This is a genomic window from Variovorax rhizosphaerae (genome assembly GCF_037889975.1).
GTDB lineage: Bacteria > Pseudomonadota > Gammaproteobacteria > Burkholderiales > Burkholderiaceae_C > Variovorax > Variovorax rhizosphaerae.
Genome location: NZ_JBBKZT010000005.1, coordinates 151,954 through 168,531 on the forward strand (window position 1 = coordinate 151,954; position 16,578 = coordinate 168,531).

General features: G+C 66.7%; 15 protein-coding genes and 2 riboswitches. Of the genes, 4 read left to right on the top strand and 11 right to left on the bottom strand.

The features are described from left to right. Positions 1-12 precede the first annotated feature (12 nt). The 9 genes from WKW82_RS12195 to WKW82_RS12235 form a co-directional block, all read right to left on the bottom strand. On the bottom strand, positions 13-471 hold the full coding sequence (locus WKW82_RS12195) for a GNAT family N-acetyltransferase (RefSeq protein ID WP_340342553.1): 459 nt from the start codon (positions 469-471) through the stop codon (positions 13-15). A 118-nt stretch (positions 472-589) separates the two neighbouring features. Next, a complete protein-coding gene (gcvP, locus tag WKW82_RS12200; RefSeq protein WP_340342554.1) occupies positions 590-3,487 on the bottom strand; it encodes an aminomethyl-transferring glycine dehydrogenase in 2,898 nt (965 codons plus the stop codon). A gap of 103 nt (positions 3,488-3,590) precedes the next feature. Next, positions 3,591-3,965 (bottom strand): glycine cleavage system protein GcvH, encoded by a 375-nt coding sequence (gcvH, locus tag WKW82_RS12205; protein ID WP_340342555.1) that lies wholly within the window; start codon positions 3,963-3,965, stop codon positions 3,591-3,593. Between the two features lie 39 nt (positions 3,966-4,004). Continuing rightward, a complete protein-coding gene (gcvT, locus tag WKW82_RS12210) occupies positions 4,005-5,180 on the bottom strand; it encodes a glycine cleavage system aminomethyltransferase GcvT (protein WP_340342556.1) in 1,176 nt (391 codons plus the stop codon). Between the two features lie 45 nt (positions 5,181-5,225). Continuing rightward, positions 5,226-5,328: riboswitch (glycine riboswitch) on the bottom strand. Positions 5,329-5,348: 20 nt separating this feature from the next. Next, positions 5,349-5,434, bottom strand: a riboswitch (glycine riboswitch). Between the two features lie 24 nt (positions 5,435-5,458). Continuing rightward, a complete protein-coding gene (locus tag WKW82_RS12215) occupies positions 5,459-6,751 on the bottom strand; it encodes a TRAP transporter large permease (RefSeq protein WP_340336807.1) in 1,293 nt (430 codons plus the stop codon). A gap of 10 nt (positions 6,752-6,761) precedes the next feature. Beyond that, entirely contained in the window at positions 6,762-7,274 is a 513-nt protein-coding gene (locus WKW82_RS12220; protein ID WP_340342557.1) for a TRAP transporter small permease, read from the bottom strand. 81 nt (positions 7,275-7,355) lie between these two features. Further along, positions 7,356-8,327 carry a TRAP transporter substrate-binding protein gene (locus WKW82_RS12225; protein ID WP_340342558.1) on the bottom strand — a complete coding sequence of 324 codons (972 nt, stop codon included), beginning with the start codon at positions 8,325-8,327 and terminating at the stop codon, positions 7,356-7,358. A gap of 51 nt (positions 8,328-8,378) precedes the next feature. Continuing rightward, complete coding sequence (gene denD, locus WKW82_RS12230) at positions 8,379-9,389, bottom strand: D-erythronate dehydrogenase (protein WP_340342559.1); 1,011 nt, start codon at positions 9,387-9,389, stop codon at positions 8,379-8,381. A 136-nt stretch (positions 9,390-9,525) separates the two neighbouring features. Further along, a complete protein-coding gene (locus WKW82_RS12235; protein WP_340342560.1) occupies positions 9,526-11,226 on the bottom strand; it encodes an electron transfer flavoprotein-ubiquinone oxidoreductase in 1,701 nt (566 codons plus the stop codon). A gap of 138 nt (positions 11,227-11,364) precedes the next feature. Between WKW82_RS12235 and WKW82_RS12240 the strand changes: the two genes are divergently transcribed. From WKW82_RS12240 to WKW82_RS12250, 3 genes are all read left to right on the top strand, one after another. Continuing rightward, positions 11,365-12,147 (top strand): SDR family oxidoreductase, encoded by a 783-nt coding sequence (locus WKW82_RS12240; protein WP_340342561.1) that lies wholly within the window; start codon positions 11,365-11,367, stop codon positions 12,145-12,147. A 158-nt stretch (positions 12,148-12,305) separates the two neighbouring features. Further along, positions 12,306-13,193: a DMT family transporter gene (locus tag WKW82_RS12245; protein WP_340342562.1), complete on the top strand. Its 888-nt coding sequence runs from the start codon at positions 12,306-12,308 to the stop codon at positions 13,191-13,193. Beyond that, positions 13,190-13,609: an acyl-CoA thioesterase gene (locus WKW82_RS12250; protein WP_340342563.1), complete on the top strand. Its 420-nt coding sequence runs from the start codon at positions 13,190-13,192 to the stop codon at positions 13,607-13,609. Before WKW82_RS12245 ends, WKW82_RS12250 begins: the two co-directional genes overlap by 4 nt. 66 nt (positions 13,610-13,675) lie before the next feature. Here WKW82_RS12250 and WKW82_RS12255 read toward each other — a convergent pair whose 3' ends face one another. Continuing rightward, positions 13,676-15,010, bottom strand: coding sequence for a sensor histidine kinase (locus WKW82_RS12255; protein WP_340342564.1), 1,335 nt, complete (start codon positions 15,008-15,010; stop codon positions 13,676-13,678). Next, positions 15,007-15,678: a response regulator gene (locus WKW82_RS12260; protein ID WP_340342565.1), complete on the bottom strand. Its 672-nt coding sequence runs from the start codon at positions 15,676-15,678 to the stop codon at positions 15,007-15,009. The genes WKW82_RS12255 and WKW82_RS12260 overlap by 4 nt, the downstream gene beginning before the upstream one ends. Positions 15,679-15,802: 124 nt before the next feature. Between WKW82_RS12260 and WKW82_RS12265 the strand changes: the two genes are divergently transcribed. Next, on the top strand, positions 15,803-16,546 hold the full coding sequence (locus tag WKW82_RS12265) for a phosphatase PAP2 family protein (protein ID WP_340342566.1): 744 nt from the start codon (positions 15,803-15,805) through the stop codon (positions 16,544-16,546). Positions 16,547-16,578: the final 32 nt, after the last annotated feature.

Consider the following 16,578-nt stretch of genomic DNA (forward strand, 5'->3'; position numbering starts at 1 on the left):
GCTGCGCGCAGGTCACAGACTCTTCCGATAGATCGTGATCCCCGGCTTGTCCGCGACCTTGTCATAGAGAAGCATCGCCGTGCTGTTCGTGTTGAAGGTCTGCCAGTAGACGCGATAGGCTCCGGCTGTCGCCGCACGCGCGTACACCGCTTCAATGAGCGCACGTCCCACGCCCTGGCCGCGCGCCGCCTCGCTTGTGAACAGGTCCTGCAAGTAGCAGATCGGCGCGATCGAGATCGTGCTGCGATGGAAGAGGTAGTGCACCAGCCCCAGCAGCTTGCCGTTGCGCTCGGCGACCACGGCATGCATCGGTTCCCTGTCGTCGAAGAAGCGCGCCCATGTCGTACGCGTGATCTCCTCGGGCAGCGCGGTCGGGCCCTGGCGGTCGTAGAAGGCGTTGTAGCCGTCCCAGAGTGGCCGCCAGGACGCGTAGTCCTGTTCGGCCACCGGGCGGATCATGAGTTCGGTCATTGCATCACCTTCGCGCGGCAAGCTGGGGTGCGAGCGCCTTCGAGCGGCCGGGCGGCGCTCACTGGGTAAGCTCCGCGCGGCACGGCTGCGGTATTCGCCTTGTGAGTGACCCGGCGGCTCACGCTTCTTCGTACTCGCCCACCGGTACGCAACTGCAGAACAGGTTGCGGTCGCCGTAGACGTTGTCGACACGGCCGACCGGCGACCAGTACTTGTTCTGCTTCAGCGCAGCCAGCGGGAACGCACCGAGCTCGCGCGAGTAGGGGTGCGCCCAGTCGGAGGCCATCAGGCTCGCGGCCGTGTGCGGCGCGTGCTTGAGCGGGTTGTCCTCCTTGGGCCAGACGCCTTCCTCGATACGGCGGATCTCGCCGCGGATGGCGATCATCGCGTCGACGAAGCGGTCCAGTTCGGCCAGCGGCTCGCTTTCGGTCGGCTCGACCATCAGCGTGCCGGGCACCGGGAAGCTCAACGTTGGGGCGTGGAAGCCGTAGTCGATCAGGCGCTTGGCCACGTCCTCGGCAGTGACGCCGCTGGTGTCCTTGAGCGGGCGCAGGTCCAGGATGCACTCGTGCGCGACGTGGCCGTTCGGGCTGGCGTAGAGCGTGGGGTAGTGGTCCTTCAGGCGCGAGCTGATGTAGTTGGCGCTGAGGATCGCGACTTCGGTCGCGGCCTGCAGGCCGTCGGCGCCCATCATGCGGCAGTACATCCAGCTGATCGGCAGCACGGCCGCGTTGCCCAGGGGCGCGGCGGACACCGCGCCCGGGCCTTGCGATGCGATGCCGGCCGTCGCATGGCCGGGCAGGAAGGGCACGAGGTCTTCCACCACGCACACCGGGCCGACGCCCGGTCCGCCGCCGCCGTGCGGGATGCAGAAGGTCTTGTGCAGGTTCAGGTGGCTCACGTCGCCGCCGAACTCGCCGGGTGCGGCCACGCCGACGAGCGCGTTCATGTTGGCGCCGTCGACATACACGCGCCCGCCGTGCGAATGCACGAGTTCGCACAGCGCCTTCACGCCGGTCTCGAACACGCCGTGCGTGCTGGGGTAGGTGATCATCACCGCGGCGAGGTTGGCGCTGTGCTTCTCGCAGGCGCGCTTGAGGTCGTCGAGGTCGACGTTGCCTTGCGCATCGCAGGCGGTCACGACGACCTGCATGCCGACCATCTGTGCACTGGCCGGGTTGGTGCCGTGCGCCGACGACGGGATCAGGCAGATGTTGCGCTGACCTTCGCCGCGCGAGGCGTGGAAGGCCTTGATGGCCAGCAGCCCGGCGTACTCGCCTTGCGACCCGGCGTTGGGCTGGAGGCTGATGCCGGCATAGCCCGTGGCTTCGCAGAGCCAGTCGCGCAGTTGCTGGTCGAGTTCGGTATAGCCCTCGCGCTGGTCGGCGGGCGCGAACGGATGGATGTTCGCGAACTCGGGCCAGGTGATCGGGATCATCTCGCTCGTCGCATTGAGCTTCATCGTGCAACTGCCCAGCGGGATCATGCTGCGGTCCAGCGCGACGTCCTTGTCGCTGAGGCTGCGGATGTAGCGCAGCATGCCGGTCTCGCTCTTGTGCGTGTTGAAGACCGGGTGGGTGAGGAAGTTGCTGCTGCGACGCAGTTCGTCTGGGATGCGCGGCGTGACGCCTTCGGCCAGCAGCTCGAAGTGCGGCAGGTGCGCGTCCTTCGGCGCGAACAGGGCCCACAGATCTTCCACGTCGGCATAGGTGCTGGTCTCGTCCAGCGAGAGGCCGAGATGGCCTTGCAGCCGGCAGCGCAGGTTGATGTTGGCGGCTGCGGCGCGGTCGAGGATGGCCTGGGTGTCGTCGCCGGTCTGAATGGTCAGCGAATCGAAGGCGGTGGTGTTGGACAGCACGCGGCCCATTTCCTCGAGGCCCTCGGCGAGGATGGCCGTCAACGCGGCCACGCGCTGCGCGATGCGGAGCAGGCCCTGGGGACCGTGGTAGACCGCGTACATGCTGGCGATCACCGCCGGCAAGACCTGCGCGGTGCAGATGTTCGAGGTGGCCTTCTCGCGGCGGATGTGCTGCTCGCGCGTCTGCAGCGCGAGCCGATAGGCGGGCGCGCCGTGCACGTCGACGCTGACGCCCACCAGCCGGCCCGGCAGCGAGCGCTTGAACTCGTCGCGGCAGGCGAGGTAGGCCGCGTGCGGGCCGCCGTTGCACAGCGGCATGCCGAAGCGCTGGGTGGTGCCGCAGACGATGTCGGCGTCCCATTCGCCGGGCGGCGCGAGCAGCGTGAGCGCCAGCAGGTCGGCGGCGACGCACAGTGCGGCGTGGTTGGCATGCGCATGGCCGGCCAGCGGGCGCAGGTCATGCACCTGGCCGGTAGTGCCGGGGTACTGGGCCAGCACGCCGAAGAAATCGCCGCTCGCCATGAGGTGCGGCAGGGTTTCGGTCGCGGTGCTGACCTTGATCTCGATGCCCAGCGGCGCGGCGCGGGTCTTGATGACTTCGATGGTCTGCGGATGGCAGTCGCCGGCCACCAGGAACACATTGCTCTTGCTCTTGACGCTGCGACGGGCGAGCGTCATGGCCTCGGCGGCGGCGGTGGCTTCGTCGAGCATCGAGGCATTGGCGATGGCCATGCCCGTGAGGTCGCAGACCATGGTCTGGAAGTTGAGCAGCGCCTCCATGCGGCCCTGCGAGATCTCGGCCTGGTAGGGCGTGTAGGCGGTGTACCAAGCCGGGTTCTCCAGGATGTTGCGCAGGATCACGCCGGGCGTGTGCGTGCCGTAGTAACCCTGCCCGATGAAGTTGCGCGCCACCTTGTTCTTGCTGGCGATGGCCTTCAGCTCGGCCAGCGCGGCGGCCTCGGTGATGGCGGGCGGCAAGTCCATCGGATGCGAGCGGCGGATGGCCGGCGGCACGATGCCGTCGATCAGTTCCGCGCGCGTGGCATGCCCGATGACGGGCAGCATGCGCGCCTCGTCGGCGGGCTCGATGCCGATGTGGCGCGCGACGAATTCTTCGGCATTTTCGAGTTGGCGCAGGGAGGGCAGGGCGTTGGGCATGGCGTGTTCTGTCTAGGAGGAGGATGAATGCGGAAAGAGGTTGCGGAGGACGCGCGGGTCGCGTCCTTCACGTACGACCCGGTCCGCATTCAGCGGCGTTGGATCAAGCCTCGGCCGAAAACTTGTCGTAGGCCGTCGAATCCATCAGCGCATCCAGTTGCGCTGGGTCGCTGAGCTTGACCTTGAAGAACCAGCCGGCGGCCAGCGGGTCGGTGTTGGCCAGCGACGGGTCGGCGCGCAAAGCCTCGTTCACCTCGGTGACTTCGCCCGACACGGGCATGAACACATCAGCCGCGGCCTTGACGGACTCCACCACGCCGGCCACTTCGCCTTGCGCGTAGTCCTGGCCGACCTGCGGCAGGTCGACGAACACCACGTCGCCCAGCGCATCCTGCGCGTGCACGGTGATGCCGACGGTGACGGTGTCGGCGCCGGTGGATTGGACCCACTCGTGGTCCTTGGTGTACTTGACGGTCATGAATGCTCCTGGAAAAAAGTCTGACGAAAACTGGATGAATCAGCCGCGGAAATAACGGGTCGGCACGAAAGGCATGGTGGTCACTTCCATCGGCACGGGCTTGCCGCGCACGATGGCCTGGATGCGGGTACCCGGCTCGGAGAAGGCCGTGGCCACGTAGGCCATCGCGATCGGGCGGTCGGCCGTCGGGCCGAGCAGGCCGCTGGTCACCTTGCCGATGGGATGGCCTTCGAAGGACTGCAGTTCGCTGCCGTCGCGTACGGGCACGCGCTCCAGTGCGACGAGGCCGACGCGCTTGCGCGTGAGCGTCTTCTGGTCGACATGGCCGGCCAGGTCGCCGGCAACGGCCAACTGCGTCAGGATCTTGTCGGCGCCCGGGAAGCCGCCGGCGCGCGCACCGCCGGTGCGGCGCACCTTCTGCATCGCCCAGTTGAGCGAGGCTTCGACTGGTGTGGTGCTGGTGTCTATGTCGTTGCCGTAGAGGCAGAGGCCGGCTTCCAGGCGCAGCGAATTGCGGGCGCCGAGGCCGATGGGCTTCACCTCGGGTTGCGCCAGCAGCAGGCGGGCGAGGGCGTCGGCGTCGCTGGCGGCGACCGAGATCTCGAAGCCGTCTTCGCCGGTGTAGCCGCTGCGGGTCACGAAAGCCGGGATCGCGCCGATCTGCACCGCGCCGCCGGTCATGAACACGTAGCGCTCGACGCCGGGCGACAGGCGCGCCAATGTGCCCGCGGCCTGCGGGCCTTGCAACGCCAGCAACGCATGGTCGGGCAGCGGCTGGACCGAGCAGCGTCCGCCGATCCTGGCCGTGATGTGCGCGATGTCAGCCGCCTTGCAGGCCCCGTTCACGATCACGAAGATCGAGTCGTTGCCTTCGTTGAAGAACATCAGGTCGTCGAGGATGCCGCCGTTGTCATCCAGCAGCAGGCCGTAGCGCTGCTTGCCGGGCGCGAGGCCGATCACGTCGACCGGCATCAGCGTCTCGAAGGCGGCGGCGGCATCCGGGCCGACGAGCCGCAACTGGCCCATGTGCGAGATGTCGAACAGGCCCGCGGCTTCGCGCGTGTGCTTGTGCTCTGCCATCAGGCCGCTCGGGTATTGCACCGGCATCGAATAGCCGGCGAAGGGGACCATGCGACCGCCCAGTTCGACGTGCAGGTCGTGCAGCGGGGTCTTGAGCAGCGTGGTGTCGGAAGCAGTGTCGGGAGAGGAGGCCATGGGGCTTTCCAGTGGGGCAGTCGAGTTCCATGACGCAAGCCATGGGCCACCCCTGCTGTCCGCTTTACCTGAGAGATTCGCCCCACGATCGGGGTTTGCTCCTTCGGTGGGCCGCGTGCTTCCGCGACCTCTCTCCAGCAAGGAAACGCCCGTGTGACCGGGCGCCTTGTCAGTCCTTTTGCCTGAGCGTTCGGACCCATGCTTTTGGGGCCCTGCGCCTTCGGCGGCCCCGTCTGGCGGGGCGCTCTCCTGACCCCGCGAGTGTAGCGGTTCGCGGCCTATTTGAAGCCGAGCGCGTGCGGCATCCAGGTGCTCAGCGCGGGCACGAAAGTCAGCAGCACCAGCACCGCGCCGTGTGCCCACAGGAAGGGCACCAGTTCGCGCACCAGTTGCGACATCGGCACCTTGGAGACGTTGCAGGTCACGAACAGCAGGCCGCCCACCGGCGGGGTGATCATCCCCAGCGTCAGGTTGTAGATCACGATCATCGCGAAGTGCACCGGGTCCACGCCCAGCTTCATCGCCACCGGCGCGAGGATCGGCGCCAGCACCATCACGCCCGGCAGCGGCTCGATGAAGATGCCGAACAGCAGCAGGAACACGTTGACGATGATCAGGAACATCCACGGCGAGAGGTTCATGCTCACCAGCCACTCGGCCATCTGCTGCGGAATGCCCTCGATCGTCAGGATCCAGGCGAAAGAGGCCGACAGGCCGATGATGATCAGCACCGAGGCCGACAGCAGCGCCGAGCGTTCCAGGATGTTCGGCAGCGCCTTCCATTCCAGCGTGCGATAGACGAACTTGCCGCACACCAGCGCGTAGAACACGGCCACGACGGAGGCCTCGGTCGGCGTGAACCAGCCGGCGCGCATGCCGCCGAGGATCACCACCGGCAGCAGGATCGCCGGCAGCGCCTTCCAGGTGGTCAGCAGGATCTCGCGCAGCGGCGGCGTCTCGCCATCGCCCTTGTAGTTGCGCTTCTTCGAGACGTAGAAGTTGACGATGCACATCGCCACCGCGATCAGGATGCCCGGCAGGATGCCGGCCACGAACAGCGTGCCGACCGAGACGGATTCGTCCTGCAGCGCATAGATGATCATGATGATCGACGGCGGAATGATCGGCCCGACGATCGCGGTCGACGCGGTCAGCGCCGCGGCGTACGAGCGGTCGTAGCCGGCCTTGTCCATCATCTTGATCAGCATCGATCCGGGGCCCGCGGCATCGGCCAGCGCGGAGCCGGAGATCCCGGAGAAGAAGGTCAGCGACACCACGTTGGTGTAGCCCAGCCCGCCGCGCCGGTGCCCGACGAACTGCCCCGCGAAGCGCAGCAGCACCTCGGTCAGCGAGCCGCCGCTCATGAGTTCGGCGGCCAGGATGAAGAAGGGCACCGCCATCAGCGGAAAGCTGTCGATGCCGGTGAAGGTCTCCTTCAGCAGCACGAGCAGCGGATAGCTCTCGGCGAGGATCAGCGTGGCCGCGGTGGCCAGGCCGAGCGCGAAGGCCACGGGCACGCCGATCGCGAGAAAAATGCAGGCGGAAACGATGAGAACGATGCTGGCATCCATGTCGTTCTCCCTACAGCGACGCGCTGGCGTTGGCGTCGAAATGCTCGTCGGACGCGAACTCCCTGCGCAGCACATACGGCTTCACCACGAACAGGAAGTGCACGATCAGCAGCACGCCGCCGATCAGCATCGCGCTGTAGATGTAGGCGAACGGAATCTGCGTGACGGCCGTGAGCTGGAACATGGTGCGCTGCATGTAGAGCCAGCCGTACCAGACCATGAAGCCGAAGAAGGCGAACAGCAGCGCCGCGACGACCATGCGCACCGCGATCGCGCCCGCGCGCGGCAGCGCGTCCTGCAGGTTCTCGACCGCGATGTGGCCGCCGTAGCGCAGCACCGGCCCGGCGCCCAGGAAGGTGAGCCAGATCATCATGTGGCGCGACACCTCCTCGGCCCATTCCAGAGACTGGTTGGTAAGGTAGCGCAGCGCCACGTTGGTGAAGATGATGACCGACATCGCGGCCAGCAGGAGGATCAGGGCCCAGCGGTTGGCCGCGAGGAAGTAGCGCTCGAAAGCTTGCACGGGTGGAATCTCGTTGGGTCTTTGAAAAGCGAACCGCCCGGCACCTCGCGGGCCGGGCGGTGATCGGGGAGCCGCGGGGGCTTACTTGACGTCGGAGATCTTCTTGATGTTGTCGGCGCCGAATTCCTTGGCATAGCCGACATAGGCAGGCTTCAGCGCCTCGCGGAAGGCGGCGCCGTCGACGGTCTTGGTGACCTTCATGCCGTCCTTCTCGAGCTGGGCGATGCCGTTGTTCTCGTCGTCGTTGACCTTCTTGCGCTGGGCCACGGAGGCCTTTTGCGCAGCGTCGACGAACACCTTCTTGTCGGCATCCGACAGCTTGTTCCAGACCTTGGGTGACAGCAGCAGCAGCGCCGGCGAGTAGACGTGGCCGGTCAGCGACAAGTGCTTCTGCACCTGCGAGAACTTGGCCGACAGGATGACGGGGATCGGGTTCTCCTGGCCATCGACCGTGCCTTGCTGCAGCGCGCCGAACAGTTCGGGGAAGGCCATCGGCGTCGGCAGGATGCCGAAGGTGCGGTAGCCGTCCATGTGCACCTTGTTTTCCATCGTGCGCATCTTCAGGCCGGCGGCATCCGTGGGCTTGACGATGTCGCGCTTGCTGTTCGTCATGTGGCGGAAGCCGTTCTCGGTCCAGGCCAGCGCGATGATGCCCTTGCTCGGGAACTTGGTCAGGATGTCCTGGCCGATCGGGCCGTCCATCACCTTGCGCGCATGGTCGTAGTCGCGGAACAGGAAGGGGATGTCGACGATCTTGACCTCGGGCACGAAGTTGCCGACCGGGCCGGTGGAGGTGTTCAGCAGGTCCTGCGTGCCGAGCTGGATCGCCTCGATCTGCTCGCGTTCACCGCCGAGTGCCGAGTTGGCGAAGTGCTGGCACTTGTAGCGGCCTTGCGTGCCCTTCTCGATCTCGTCGCAGAACACCGTCGAGCCCACGCCGTAATGCGATTCCTTGGACGTGGCGTAGCCGATCTTCAGCGTGGTGGTCTGTGCGAACGCGCCCGCGCTGAGGGCGAGCGAAAGGCAGGCGGCGGCGATGTGGCCGAATTTCATGAAGTCTCCGTTGGGGGATAGGTTTGCACAGAGTGTGCAAAAAACCGTCAACTATGCCGCAAGTGGTAGCGTTACCGCGTCGGGATTTTCACGGACGTAGTCGCGCAGGATGGCATCGATGCTCTCGTCGGCGAACAGGCCCAGGTCGCGTGCGCGCACCCATTCGAAGCGGCCGGGCCAGCCGGTGATGATCTCGGTGATGGTGCGGTCGGGCCGCATGTCGAGCAGGTCGGTGGCGGCGGAGCCGCCGATGCGGTGCAGCGCCTGGACCATCTCGTCCACGCTGACACACAGGGATGGGAGGTTGACGGCGGTGCGCGGCCCCCATTTGGCGTGCGGCGCGGTCGCGGCGCAGATCAGCCCCTCGATGGTGCGTGCGGGCGATGAAAGCGCCACCATCGTCTCTGGCGGCACCGGGCAGCGCGAGGGGAAGCCGGCCAGCGGCTCGCGGAACATGCCGCTGAGGAAGCTCGACGCGGCGCCGTTCGGCTGGCCCGGCCGCACCGCCACGGTCATGAGGCGCACGCTGCGGGCGTGGATGTAGCCCTTGCGCCCATAGTCGGCCATCAACTGCTCGCCGACGTACTTCTGGGTGCCATAGCTGGTCTGCGGCGTGGGCAGCGTGTCGTCCTCGATCACGTAGGGCAGCGGCGCGCCGTACACGGCCAGGGAGCTTGCATAGACGACCAGGGGCCGGGTGTGCTGCGCACGGCAAGCCTCCAGCAGGGCGTAGGTCGCGAGGAAATTGCTGCGCATGCCGAGTTCGAAGTCGGCCTCGGACTCGCCGCTCACGGCCGACGCGAGGTGGAAGACCACCGCTGTTTCCGGTGGAAGGGCCCGCTGCGGACTGTCCGGTGCCAGCAGCTCGCACAGGTCGCCGACGATGACGTTCACCTTGGGATGGTCCAACAGGTCGTCCGGCGGTTGCACGCGGTCGACCAGCGTGATCGTGCCGATGCGATGCTCCTTGCCGCCGCCCACGCCGATGCCGCCCCTGGCCAGGAGCCTGCGCGCCAGCCTGGCCCCCAGAAAACCCGCACCGCCGGTGATCACAATTTGCATCCGATGTTCTCCTGTCCTTGCAGCTTAGGACGTTGTCATAACGCATCGCCTCCGTCCTGGGAAGCAGGAAACACGCCGATACAAAATGTAAACAAAAAACGCGCCTCGAGGGCGCGTTCCGGCGGGAGGTAGGGAATTACATACCCACGTAGTTCGGTCCGCCTCCGCCTTCCGGCGTAACCCAGACGATGTTCTGGGTCGGATCCTTGATGTCGCAGGTCTTGCAGTGCACGCAGTTCTGCGCGTTGATCTGCAGGCGCTGCTTGCCGGCATCGCCGTCGGGCACGAACTCGTACACGCCAGCCGGGCAGTAGCGCGATTCTGGGCCGGCGAACTTGGCCAGGTTGACGTTGACCGGCACCGACGCGTCCTTCAGCGTCAGGTGGGCCGGCTGGTGCTCTTCATGGTTGGTGTTGCTGATGAACACGCTCGAGAGCCGGTCGAAGGTGAGCTTGCCGTCCGGCTTCGGGTAGACGATGGGCTCGCATTCGGACGCCGGCTTGAGCGCTAGGTGGTCAGGCTTGTCGCGGTGCAGGGTCCATGGGATATGGCCCTTGAGCGCAAATTGCTCGATGCCGTTCATGAGCGTCGCGATACCAAGACCCTTCTTGAACCAGCTCTTGAAGTTGCGCGCCTTGTACAGCTCCTTGTAGAGCCAGCTCTTCTCGAAGGCGGCCGGATAGGCGGAGAGTTCATCGTGCTGGCGGCCGGCCTGCAGCGCGGCGTAGGCGGCTTCGGCGGCGAGCATGCCGGTCTTGATCGCGGCATGGCTGCCCTTGATACGGCTCACGTTGAGGTAGCCGGCGTCGCAGCCGACCAGCGCGCCACCCGGGAAGATCGTCTTGGGCAGCGACATCAGGCCGCCGGCCGTGATGGCGCGGGCGCCGTAGCCGATGCGCTTGGCCGGCTTGATGCCGTGCGCTTCATCGCCTTCGAGGTACCAGCGGATGTTCGGATGCGTCTTCCAGCGCTGCATCTCCTCGAAGGGGCTGAGGTACGGGTTGCTGTAGTCGAGGCCGGTGATGAAGCCCAGCGTGACCTTGTTGTCCTCCATGTGATAGAGGAAGGCGCCGCCGTAGGTGTCGCTCTTCATGGGCCAGCCGGCCGTGTGCAGCACGAAGCCGGGCTGGTGCCGCTTGGGATCGATCTCCCAGACTTCCTTGACGCCGAGGCCATAGGCCTGCGGGTCCTTGCCGGCGTCGAGCTTGAACTTGGCGATGAGCTGGCGGCCGAGGTGGCCGCGCGCGCCTTCCGCAAAGATCGTGTACTTGCCGTGCAATTCCATGCCGAGCTGGAAGTTCTCGGTCGGTTCGCCGTCCTTGCCGACGCCCATGTTGCCGGTGGCGACGCCGCGCACCGAGCCGTCTTCGTTGTAGAGCACTTCAGCGGCAGGGAAGCCGGGGAAGATCTCGACGCCGAGGTTCTCGGCCTGCTGGGCCAGCCACTTGGTGAAGTTGCCCAGGCTGATGATGTAGTTGCCGTGGTTGTTGAAGCACTCCGGCAGGAAGAAGTTGGGGGTGCGGTAGCCGGTCTTCTCGCTGAGGAAGACCATCGCGTCGTCGGTGACGGGCTGGTTCAGCGGTGCCCCGAGTTCGGCCCAGTCGGGCAGCAGTTCATTGAGCGCACGCGGGTCCATGATGGCGCCCGACAGGATGTGCGCACCCGGCTCGGAGCCCTTCTCGAGCACCACGACGGAGACTTCCGTGTTGTTCTTGGCGGCCAGCTGCTTCAGGCGGATCGCGGTGGACAGGCCCGCGGGGCCGCCACCGACTACGACGACGTCGTACTCCATGGCTTCGCGGGGGCCGAACTGGGCGAGGATTTCGTCTTGGGTCATGGGGTCTGGCCGATAATGTTTTTTGGTTGCAGGGGAGCGGGGGGATGCGCGGCATTTTATGCGGCACATGGTCTCGTCCCCTGTCATTCGGTGATACCCCATGGGTGTCGCCCGCGAGACGCACGAGGGACTCCCGCCATGACATACAGCATCGATCTCGCAGGCCGCGTGGCCTTCGTCACGGGCGCGTCGAGCGGGCTCGGCGCGCAATTCGCCAAGACGCTCTCGCGCGCTGGCGCCGCGGTGGTGCTGGCCAGCCGCCGCATCGAGAAGCTCAAGGAACTGCGCGCCCGCATCGAAGGCGAGGGCGGCGATGCGCATGTGGTCGAACTCGACGTGACCGATCGGCAGAGCATCAAGGCGGCGGTGGCGCGCGCCGAGACCGAGGTCGGCTCCATCGACATCCTCGTCAACAACTCGGGCGTCAGCAACACGCGGCGCCTCGTCGACGTGGACGAGGAGGACTACGACTTCATCTTCGACACCAATGCCAAGGGCTCCTTCTTCGTGGCGCAGGAAGTGGCCAGGCGCATGATCCAGCGCGCCCGTGGCGCGGCGCCGGGCACCTACACGGGTGGCCGCATCATCAACATCGCATCGATGGCGGGGCTCAAGGTGCTGCCGCAGATCGGCGTGTATTGCATGAGCAAGGCGGCGGTGGTGCAGATGACGCGGGCCATGGCGCTGGAGTGGGGGCGCTTCGGCATCAACGTGAACGCGCTGTGCCCCGGCTATATCGAGACCGAGATCAACCAGCACCACTGGGGTACCGATGGCGGGCAGAAGCTCGTCGGGATGCTGCCGCGCAAGCGCGTGGGCAAGCCGGAGGACCTGGATGGGCTGGTGGTGCTGTTGTCGAGTGCGCAGAGCCATTTCGTGAACGGCGCTGTCATCGCTGCCGACGACGGGTTCGCGCTGTAGATGTTGCTCTCCCCCAGGATCCGCGCACTTCATGTCGCTCCTCCAACCCCCTCACCGGGGGCAACGCCAGCGGCCCGGCGAAGCCGCTTCTGCGGTGTTCGTGGAAGGGATGCGTCTCGCATGAAGTTTCCGGGCTGCGTTTGTTGAAGTCTTCTGCGATGACGGGCATCGTCGCCGGCCTGGCGGCGGGTGCGCTGTGGGGCCTGGTGTTCGTGGCGCCGCGCATGGTCGGCAACTTCGGCATGGTCGACATCGCGGCGGCGCGCTTCGTGGTGTTCGGCGTGGTGTCGGCACTGATGCTGTTCACGCGGCCGGCCGTGCGGCGCTGGCCCACCTTGCGGCAGGGCGCGGCGGCGCTGGCCTTGAGCGTGCTTGGCTTCACGGGCTACTACGTGCTGCTGGCCTTCGGCATCGAGCTGGCCGGCACGGCGGTACCGAGCCTCGTCATCGGCACCATCCCGGTCTGGATGATGTTGCTGGGACGGCCGCCCGGCCTGCTGCTGCGGACCTTGTTGCCCGGGCTGGCGTTGACCGCGGCCGGGATCGGGCTGATGGTGGCCACCGCATGGCCGGAGTCCGGCGGGGGCGGGCCGTCCTTCGGAATCGGCTTGTTGCTCGCGCTGCTGGCGATGGCGAGCTGGACGGCCTTCGGCTTGCTCAATGCAGCGTGGCTGCGCCGGCACGCGGATGTGGCGGCGGCCGATTGGGCCAACTGGCTCGGCATCGCGACGGGGCTGGGCTCGCTGCTACTGTGGTGGGTGGCCGGCTCCGGCGTGGCGGTGTTCAGCGCGCAGCCCAACTTACTATTGTTCTGGATCATCGCGATCGCTAGCGGCGTGGGCTCCTCCTGGCTGGCCACGGTGCTGTGGAACGTGGCCAGCCAGCGCCTGTCGGCCAGCCTCTGCGGCCAGTTGATCGTGAGCGAGACGCTGTTCGCGTTGCTCTATTCCTTTGCCTGGGATGGCCGCTGGCCGCATGCGTCCGAATGGGCGGCGGCGGTAATGTTCGTCCTTGGCATCCTCGCATCCATCAAGGCACACCGATGAAGTACGCCATTCCCGAGAAAAAGAAGTTCGTCTATGAGATGACGATCCCCATCCGCTGGGGCGACATGGATGCGATGAAGCATCTCAACAACGCCAGCTATTTCCGCTACCTGGAGACGGTGCGCATCGACTGGGTCCACACCCTCGATGCGCCCACTGAAACGAACGGCGAAGGCATGGTCATCGCCAACGCCTTCTGCAATTTCTACCGGCAGCTCGAATACCCCGGCAACGTGCTGATGCGCCTGTACGTGAGCGACCCGGGCCGCACGACCTTCGAGACCTGGGCGACGATGGCGCGCACCGAGGCGCCGGATGTCATCTTCGCGGCCGGCGGCGCGACCACGATCTGGGTGGACTACGCGAAGCAGAAGGCGGTGGACTTGCCGGGCTGGCTGCGCAAGTTGGTGGAGTGAAAGGCCTCGTTCGCAAGGAACAGGGCGAGGCAAGTGCAAAGGTGGCGGCGTCGTGCCGGCCGCGCATCAGGCGCGAGGCAACACAATTCGCGCTTCGAAGCCCGACGCAGCGCCTTCCGGCGGCGAGCGCAATTCGAGTCGTGCGTCATGCTTGGTCACGATGGTCGCAACGATCGACATCCCCAGGCCGTAGCCTGTGCGTTCGGCCGTGTGACGCATGTGGCGCTGCTGCAGCGTCAGCAGTTCGGCCGCGCTGACGCCGGGGCCGGTGTCGCGCACGATGAGCGTGCAGTCGGTCGTCACCGCCAGCAGCACCCGGCTCTTGCCCGCGTAGTTGAGGCTGTTCTCGATGAGGTTGCGCAGGGCGATGGCCAGCGCGTCATCGTCGCCGATGGCCATCGGGACTGTTTCCGTTTCCGGCACTTCCAGGTCGAGCCGGTCGCGTGCGCGGGCCTCCTGCCAGAACTCCTGCGCCACGCTGGCCGCGAGGCGCACCAGGTCGACCCGCCCGCGTGTGAGCGATGCACCGGACTCGGCGCGCGAGAGCTGCAGCAGCTTCTCCGCACGGTGGGCCAGCGTGCGCAATGCCTCCAGCGCGGCCTCGACGTCGGTGCGGCGCAAGTCGTGGTCGAGCGCGGTCTGCAGGCGCAGGCGGGCGGCGGTGAGCGGCGTGCGCAACTCGTGCGCGGCATTGGCCGCGAGCGCGCGTTCCACATCGAGCGAGTGCGACAGCCGCTCGAGCAGGCGATTGACATCGTCGCCCACGAGCTTCAATTCCCGCGGCAGGCCGGGCAGGTCGATCGCGCGCAGGTCGGTGCCGCTGCGCCGGGCGATCTCGTTGGCGAGCTGGCGCAGCACCTGCAACTGGTTGCGGGCGATGCGTCGCAGCAGGAACGCCAGCAGCGGCAGCACCGCGATCAACGGGACCAGCAGGCCGACCAGCGTGCGGTTGAGCGTGTCACGCCGTTCGTCGAGCGGATCGGCCACTTGCAGGTACAGGTTGCGCGTCGGATGGCGAACGGTGTAGACGCGCCACTTCTCCAGGTTGGCAAAGCCGGGCGATACTGGCACGTCGAAAGTGCCGGGCGGCGTCTCGGCCGACCGCATCAGGACGCGCTCGTTGCCGTCGACGAGCTGGTAGATCACGGCCGCATCGTGGAACAGCGGCGTGGGCGCGATCAACGGTGCGTCGGACGGCTTGTCCGGCAGGCGGCGGTCGAGCTCTTCGGCGGCGATGTCGAACATGCGATGCGAGACTTCGACCAGTTCGTTGTCGAAGTTGTAGTTGATCTCTCGGTCCACGTACCAGACCACGGCCAGCACGCTGAGCAACCAGATGCCGCCGACCCAGAGCACCAGCGTCCGGGTCAGCCGCCCGGCCAGCGTGTCGGTGTCACTCATTCATCGGTGGTGGAAAACGCGAGGCGATAGCCCAGGCCGCGCAGGGTCTGGATGTGCGCCCGGCCGAGCTTGCGACGCAGGCGGCTGATGAAGACTTCCAGCGTGTTGCTGTCGGTGCCGTCGTCGAAGCCGTAGAGCGCGTCCTGCAGCACTTCGCGCGTGTGGATCCGGTCAGGCCGGGTCGCCATGACGCGCAGCAGCGACCACTCCTTCTGCGTCAGGAGGACGGGCGCGCCGTTGCGCAGCACGAGGTCGCGCGCCAGGTCGATCTCGATGCTGCCCAGTTGCAGCAGCGGCGCATTGCCGATGCTGCGGCGGCGCTCTGCAGCGCGCAGGCGGGCGAGCAGTTCACCGGGGTCGTAGGGCTTGATGAGGTAGTCGTCGGCACCGGCATCCAGGCCGCGGATGCGGTCGGTGACCTGGTCGCGGGCGGTGAGCACGATCACGATCGGCCGCTCCTTCAGCATGCGGATCGAGGGCAGCAGGGCGAGGCCATCGCCATCGCCCAGGTGCAGGTCGAGCAGGATGGCGGCGTATTGGGCACCCGCCAGCGCGGCGCGTGCCCCGGCGAGACTGGGCACGGCATCGACGACGAATGCCTTGGCACGCAGGTAGCCGCACACGGCCTCGGCCAGGGCGATGTCGTCTTCGACCAGCAGTACACGCACGCAGGGCTCCTCGAGGTGTGAATGTCGTGGAGTCTACGGCCAGTGGGAGCGGCGCATTGCCGAAGCCTGAACGAACCTTTCAGGCTGCGTTCAGTCCCGATTTCTAAGCTGGGCGGACGTTCTCATGACCTCATCCCGCACCTCTTTCCGTGGCCCGCTCGCGGCCGCACTTGTCTCCCTCATCCTGATACTGGCCTGGGATTTCTCCGGACTGGACTTGCCCGCCGCACGCTTGTTCGGCCAGCCCTACGGGTTCCCGTGGCGGAGCAGCGAGCCCCTGCTGCTCTGGTTGCACGAGGTGCCACGCTATGCGAGTTGGGTGCTGCTGGCCGGGTTGCTGCTCGCGATCCGCTGGCCGGTGTCATTCCTGCGGCAGATCGATCGTGCCGGGCGTGTGCAGCTCGCGTTGACCGTCTGCCTGTCGGTGGCCGTCGTCTCGATCATCAAGACCGGGAGCCGCACGAGTTGCCCCTGGGACTTGCAGGCCTTCGGCGGCATGGCGCGCCATGTGTCGCACTGGGCTTTCGGTGCGGGCGATGGCGGGCCGGGCAAGTGCTTCCCGGCCGGACATGCCTCGGCCGCTTTCGGCTACCTGGGCGGCTGGTTCGTGCTTCGCCATCGTGCGCCCAAGGTGGCCGGGCGATGGCTCGCGGTGGCGCTGCTGGTTGGCCTTGTACTGGGGTTGGCGCAGCAAATGCGCGGCGCCCACTACATGAGTCACACCCTGTGGACCGCCTGGATCTGCTGGGCGGTGGGCCTCGCGATCGAATTCTGCGCGGTGCGGGTTCGCGATTTTCGCGATCCGTCGGTGCAGGCCTCTGGATCCGCCGCGCCGCGCCTGTGCCCGGCCGTAGGAGGTGCCGAGTGATGCGTGCCTTTGGATTGCAGCCGCGATGGGCG

Excerpts from the sequence above, each read along its gene's own strand:
- gcvP (WP_340342554.1), bottom strand. The coding sequence starts at position 3,487 with ATGCCCAACGCCCTGCCCTCCCTGCGCCAACTCGAAAATGCCGAAGAA.
- WKW82_RS12250 (WP_340342563.1), top strand. The coding sequence starts at position 13,190 with ATGAAGTACGCCATTCCCGAGAAAAAGAAGTTCGTCTATGAGATGACG.
- WKW82_RS12240 (WP_340342561.1), top strand. The coding sequence starts at position 11,365 with ATGACATACAGCATCGATCTCGCAGGCCGCGTGGCCTTCGTCACGGGC.
- gcvH (WP_340342555.1), bottom strand. The coding sequence starts at position 3,965 with ATGACCGTCAAGTACACCAAGGACCACGAGTGGGTCCAATCCACCGGC.
- WKW82_RS12195 (WP_340342553.1), bottom strand. The coding sequence starts at position 471 with ATGACCGAACTCATGATCCGCCCGGTGGCCGAACAGGACTACGCGTCC.
- WKW82_RS12265 (WP_340342566.1), top strand. The coding sequence starts at position 15,803 with ATGACCTCATCCCGCACCTCTTTCCGTGGCCCGCTCGCGGCCGCACTT.
- WKW82_RS12225 (WP_340342558.1), bottom strand. The coding sequence starts at position 8,327 with ATGAAATTCGGCCACATCGCCGCCGCCTGCCTTTCGCTCGCCCTCAGC.
- WKW82_RS12215 (WP_340336807.1), bottom strand. The coding sequence starts at position 6,751 with ATGGATGCCAGCATCGTTCTCATCGTTTCCGCCTGCATTTTTCTCGCG.
- WKW82_RS12255 (WP_340342564.1), bottom strand. The coding sequence starts at position 15,010 with ATGAGTGACACCGACACGCTGGCCGGGCGGCTGACCCGGACGCTGGTG.
- WKW82_RS12245 (WP_340342562.1), top strand. The coding sequence starts at position 12,306 with ATGACGGGCATCGTCGCCGGCCTGGCGGCGGGTGCGCTGTGGGGCCTG.
- WKW82_RS12235 (WP_340342560.1), bottom strand. The coding sequence starts at position 11,226 with ATGACCCAAGACGAAATCCTCGCCCAGTTCGGCCCCCGCGAAGCCATG.
- gcvT (WP_340342556.1), bottom strand. The coding sequence starts at position 5,180 with ATGGCCTCCTCTCCCGACACTGCTTCCGACACCACGCTGCTCAAGACC.
- denD (WP_340342559.1), bottom strand. The coding sequence starts at position 9,389 with ATGCAAATTGTGATCACCGGCGGTGCGGGTTTTCTGGGGGCCAGGCTG.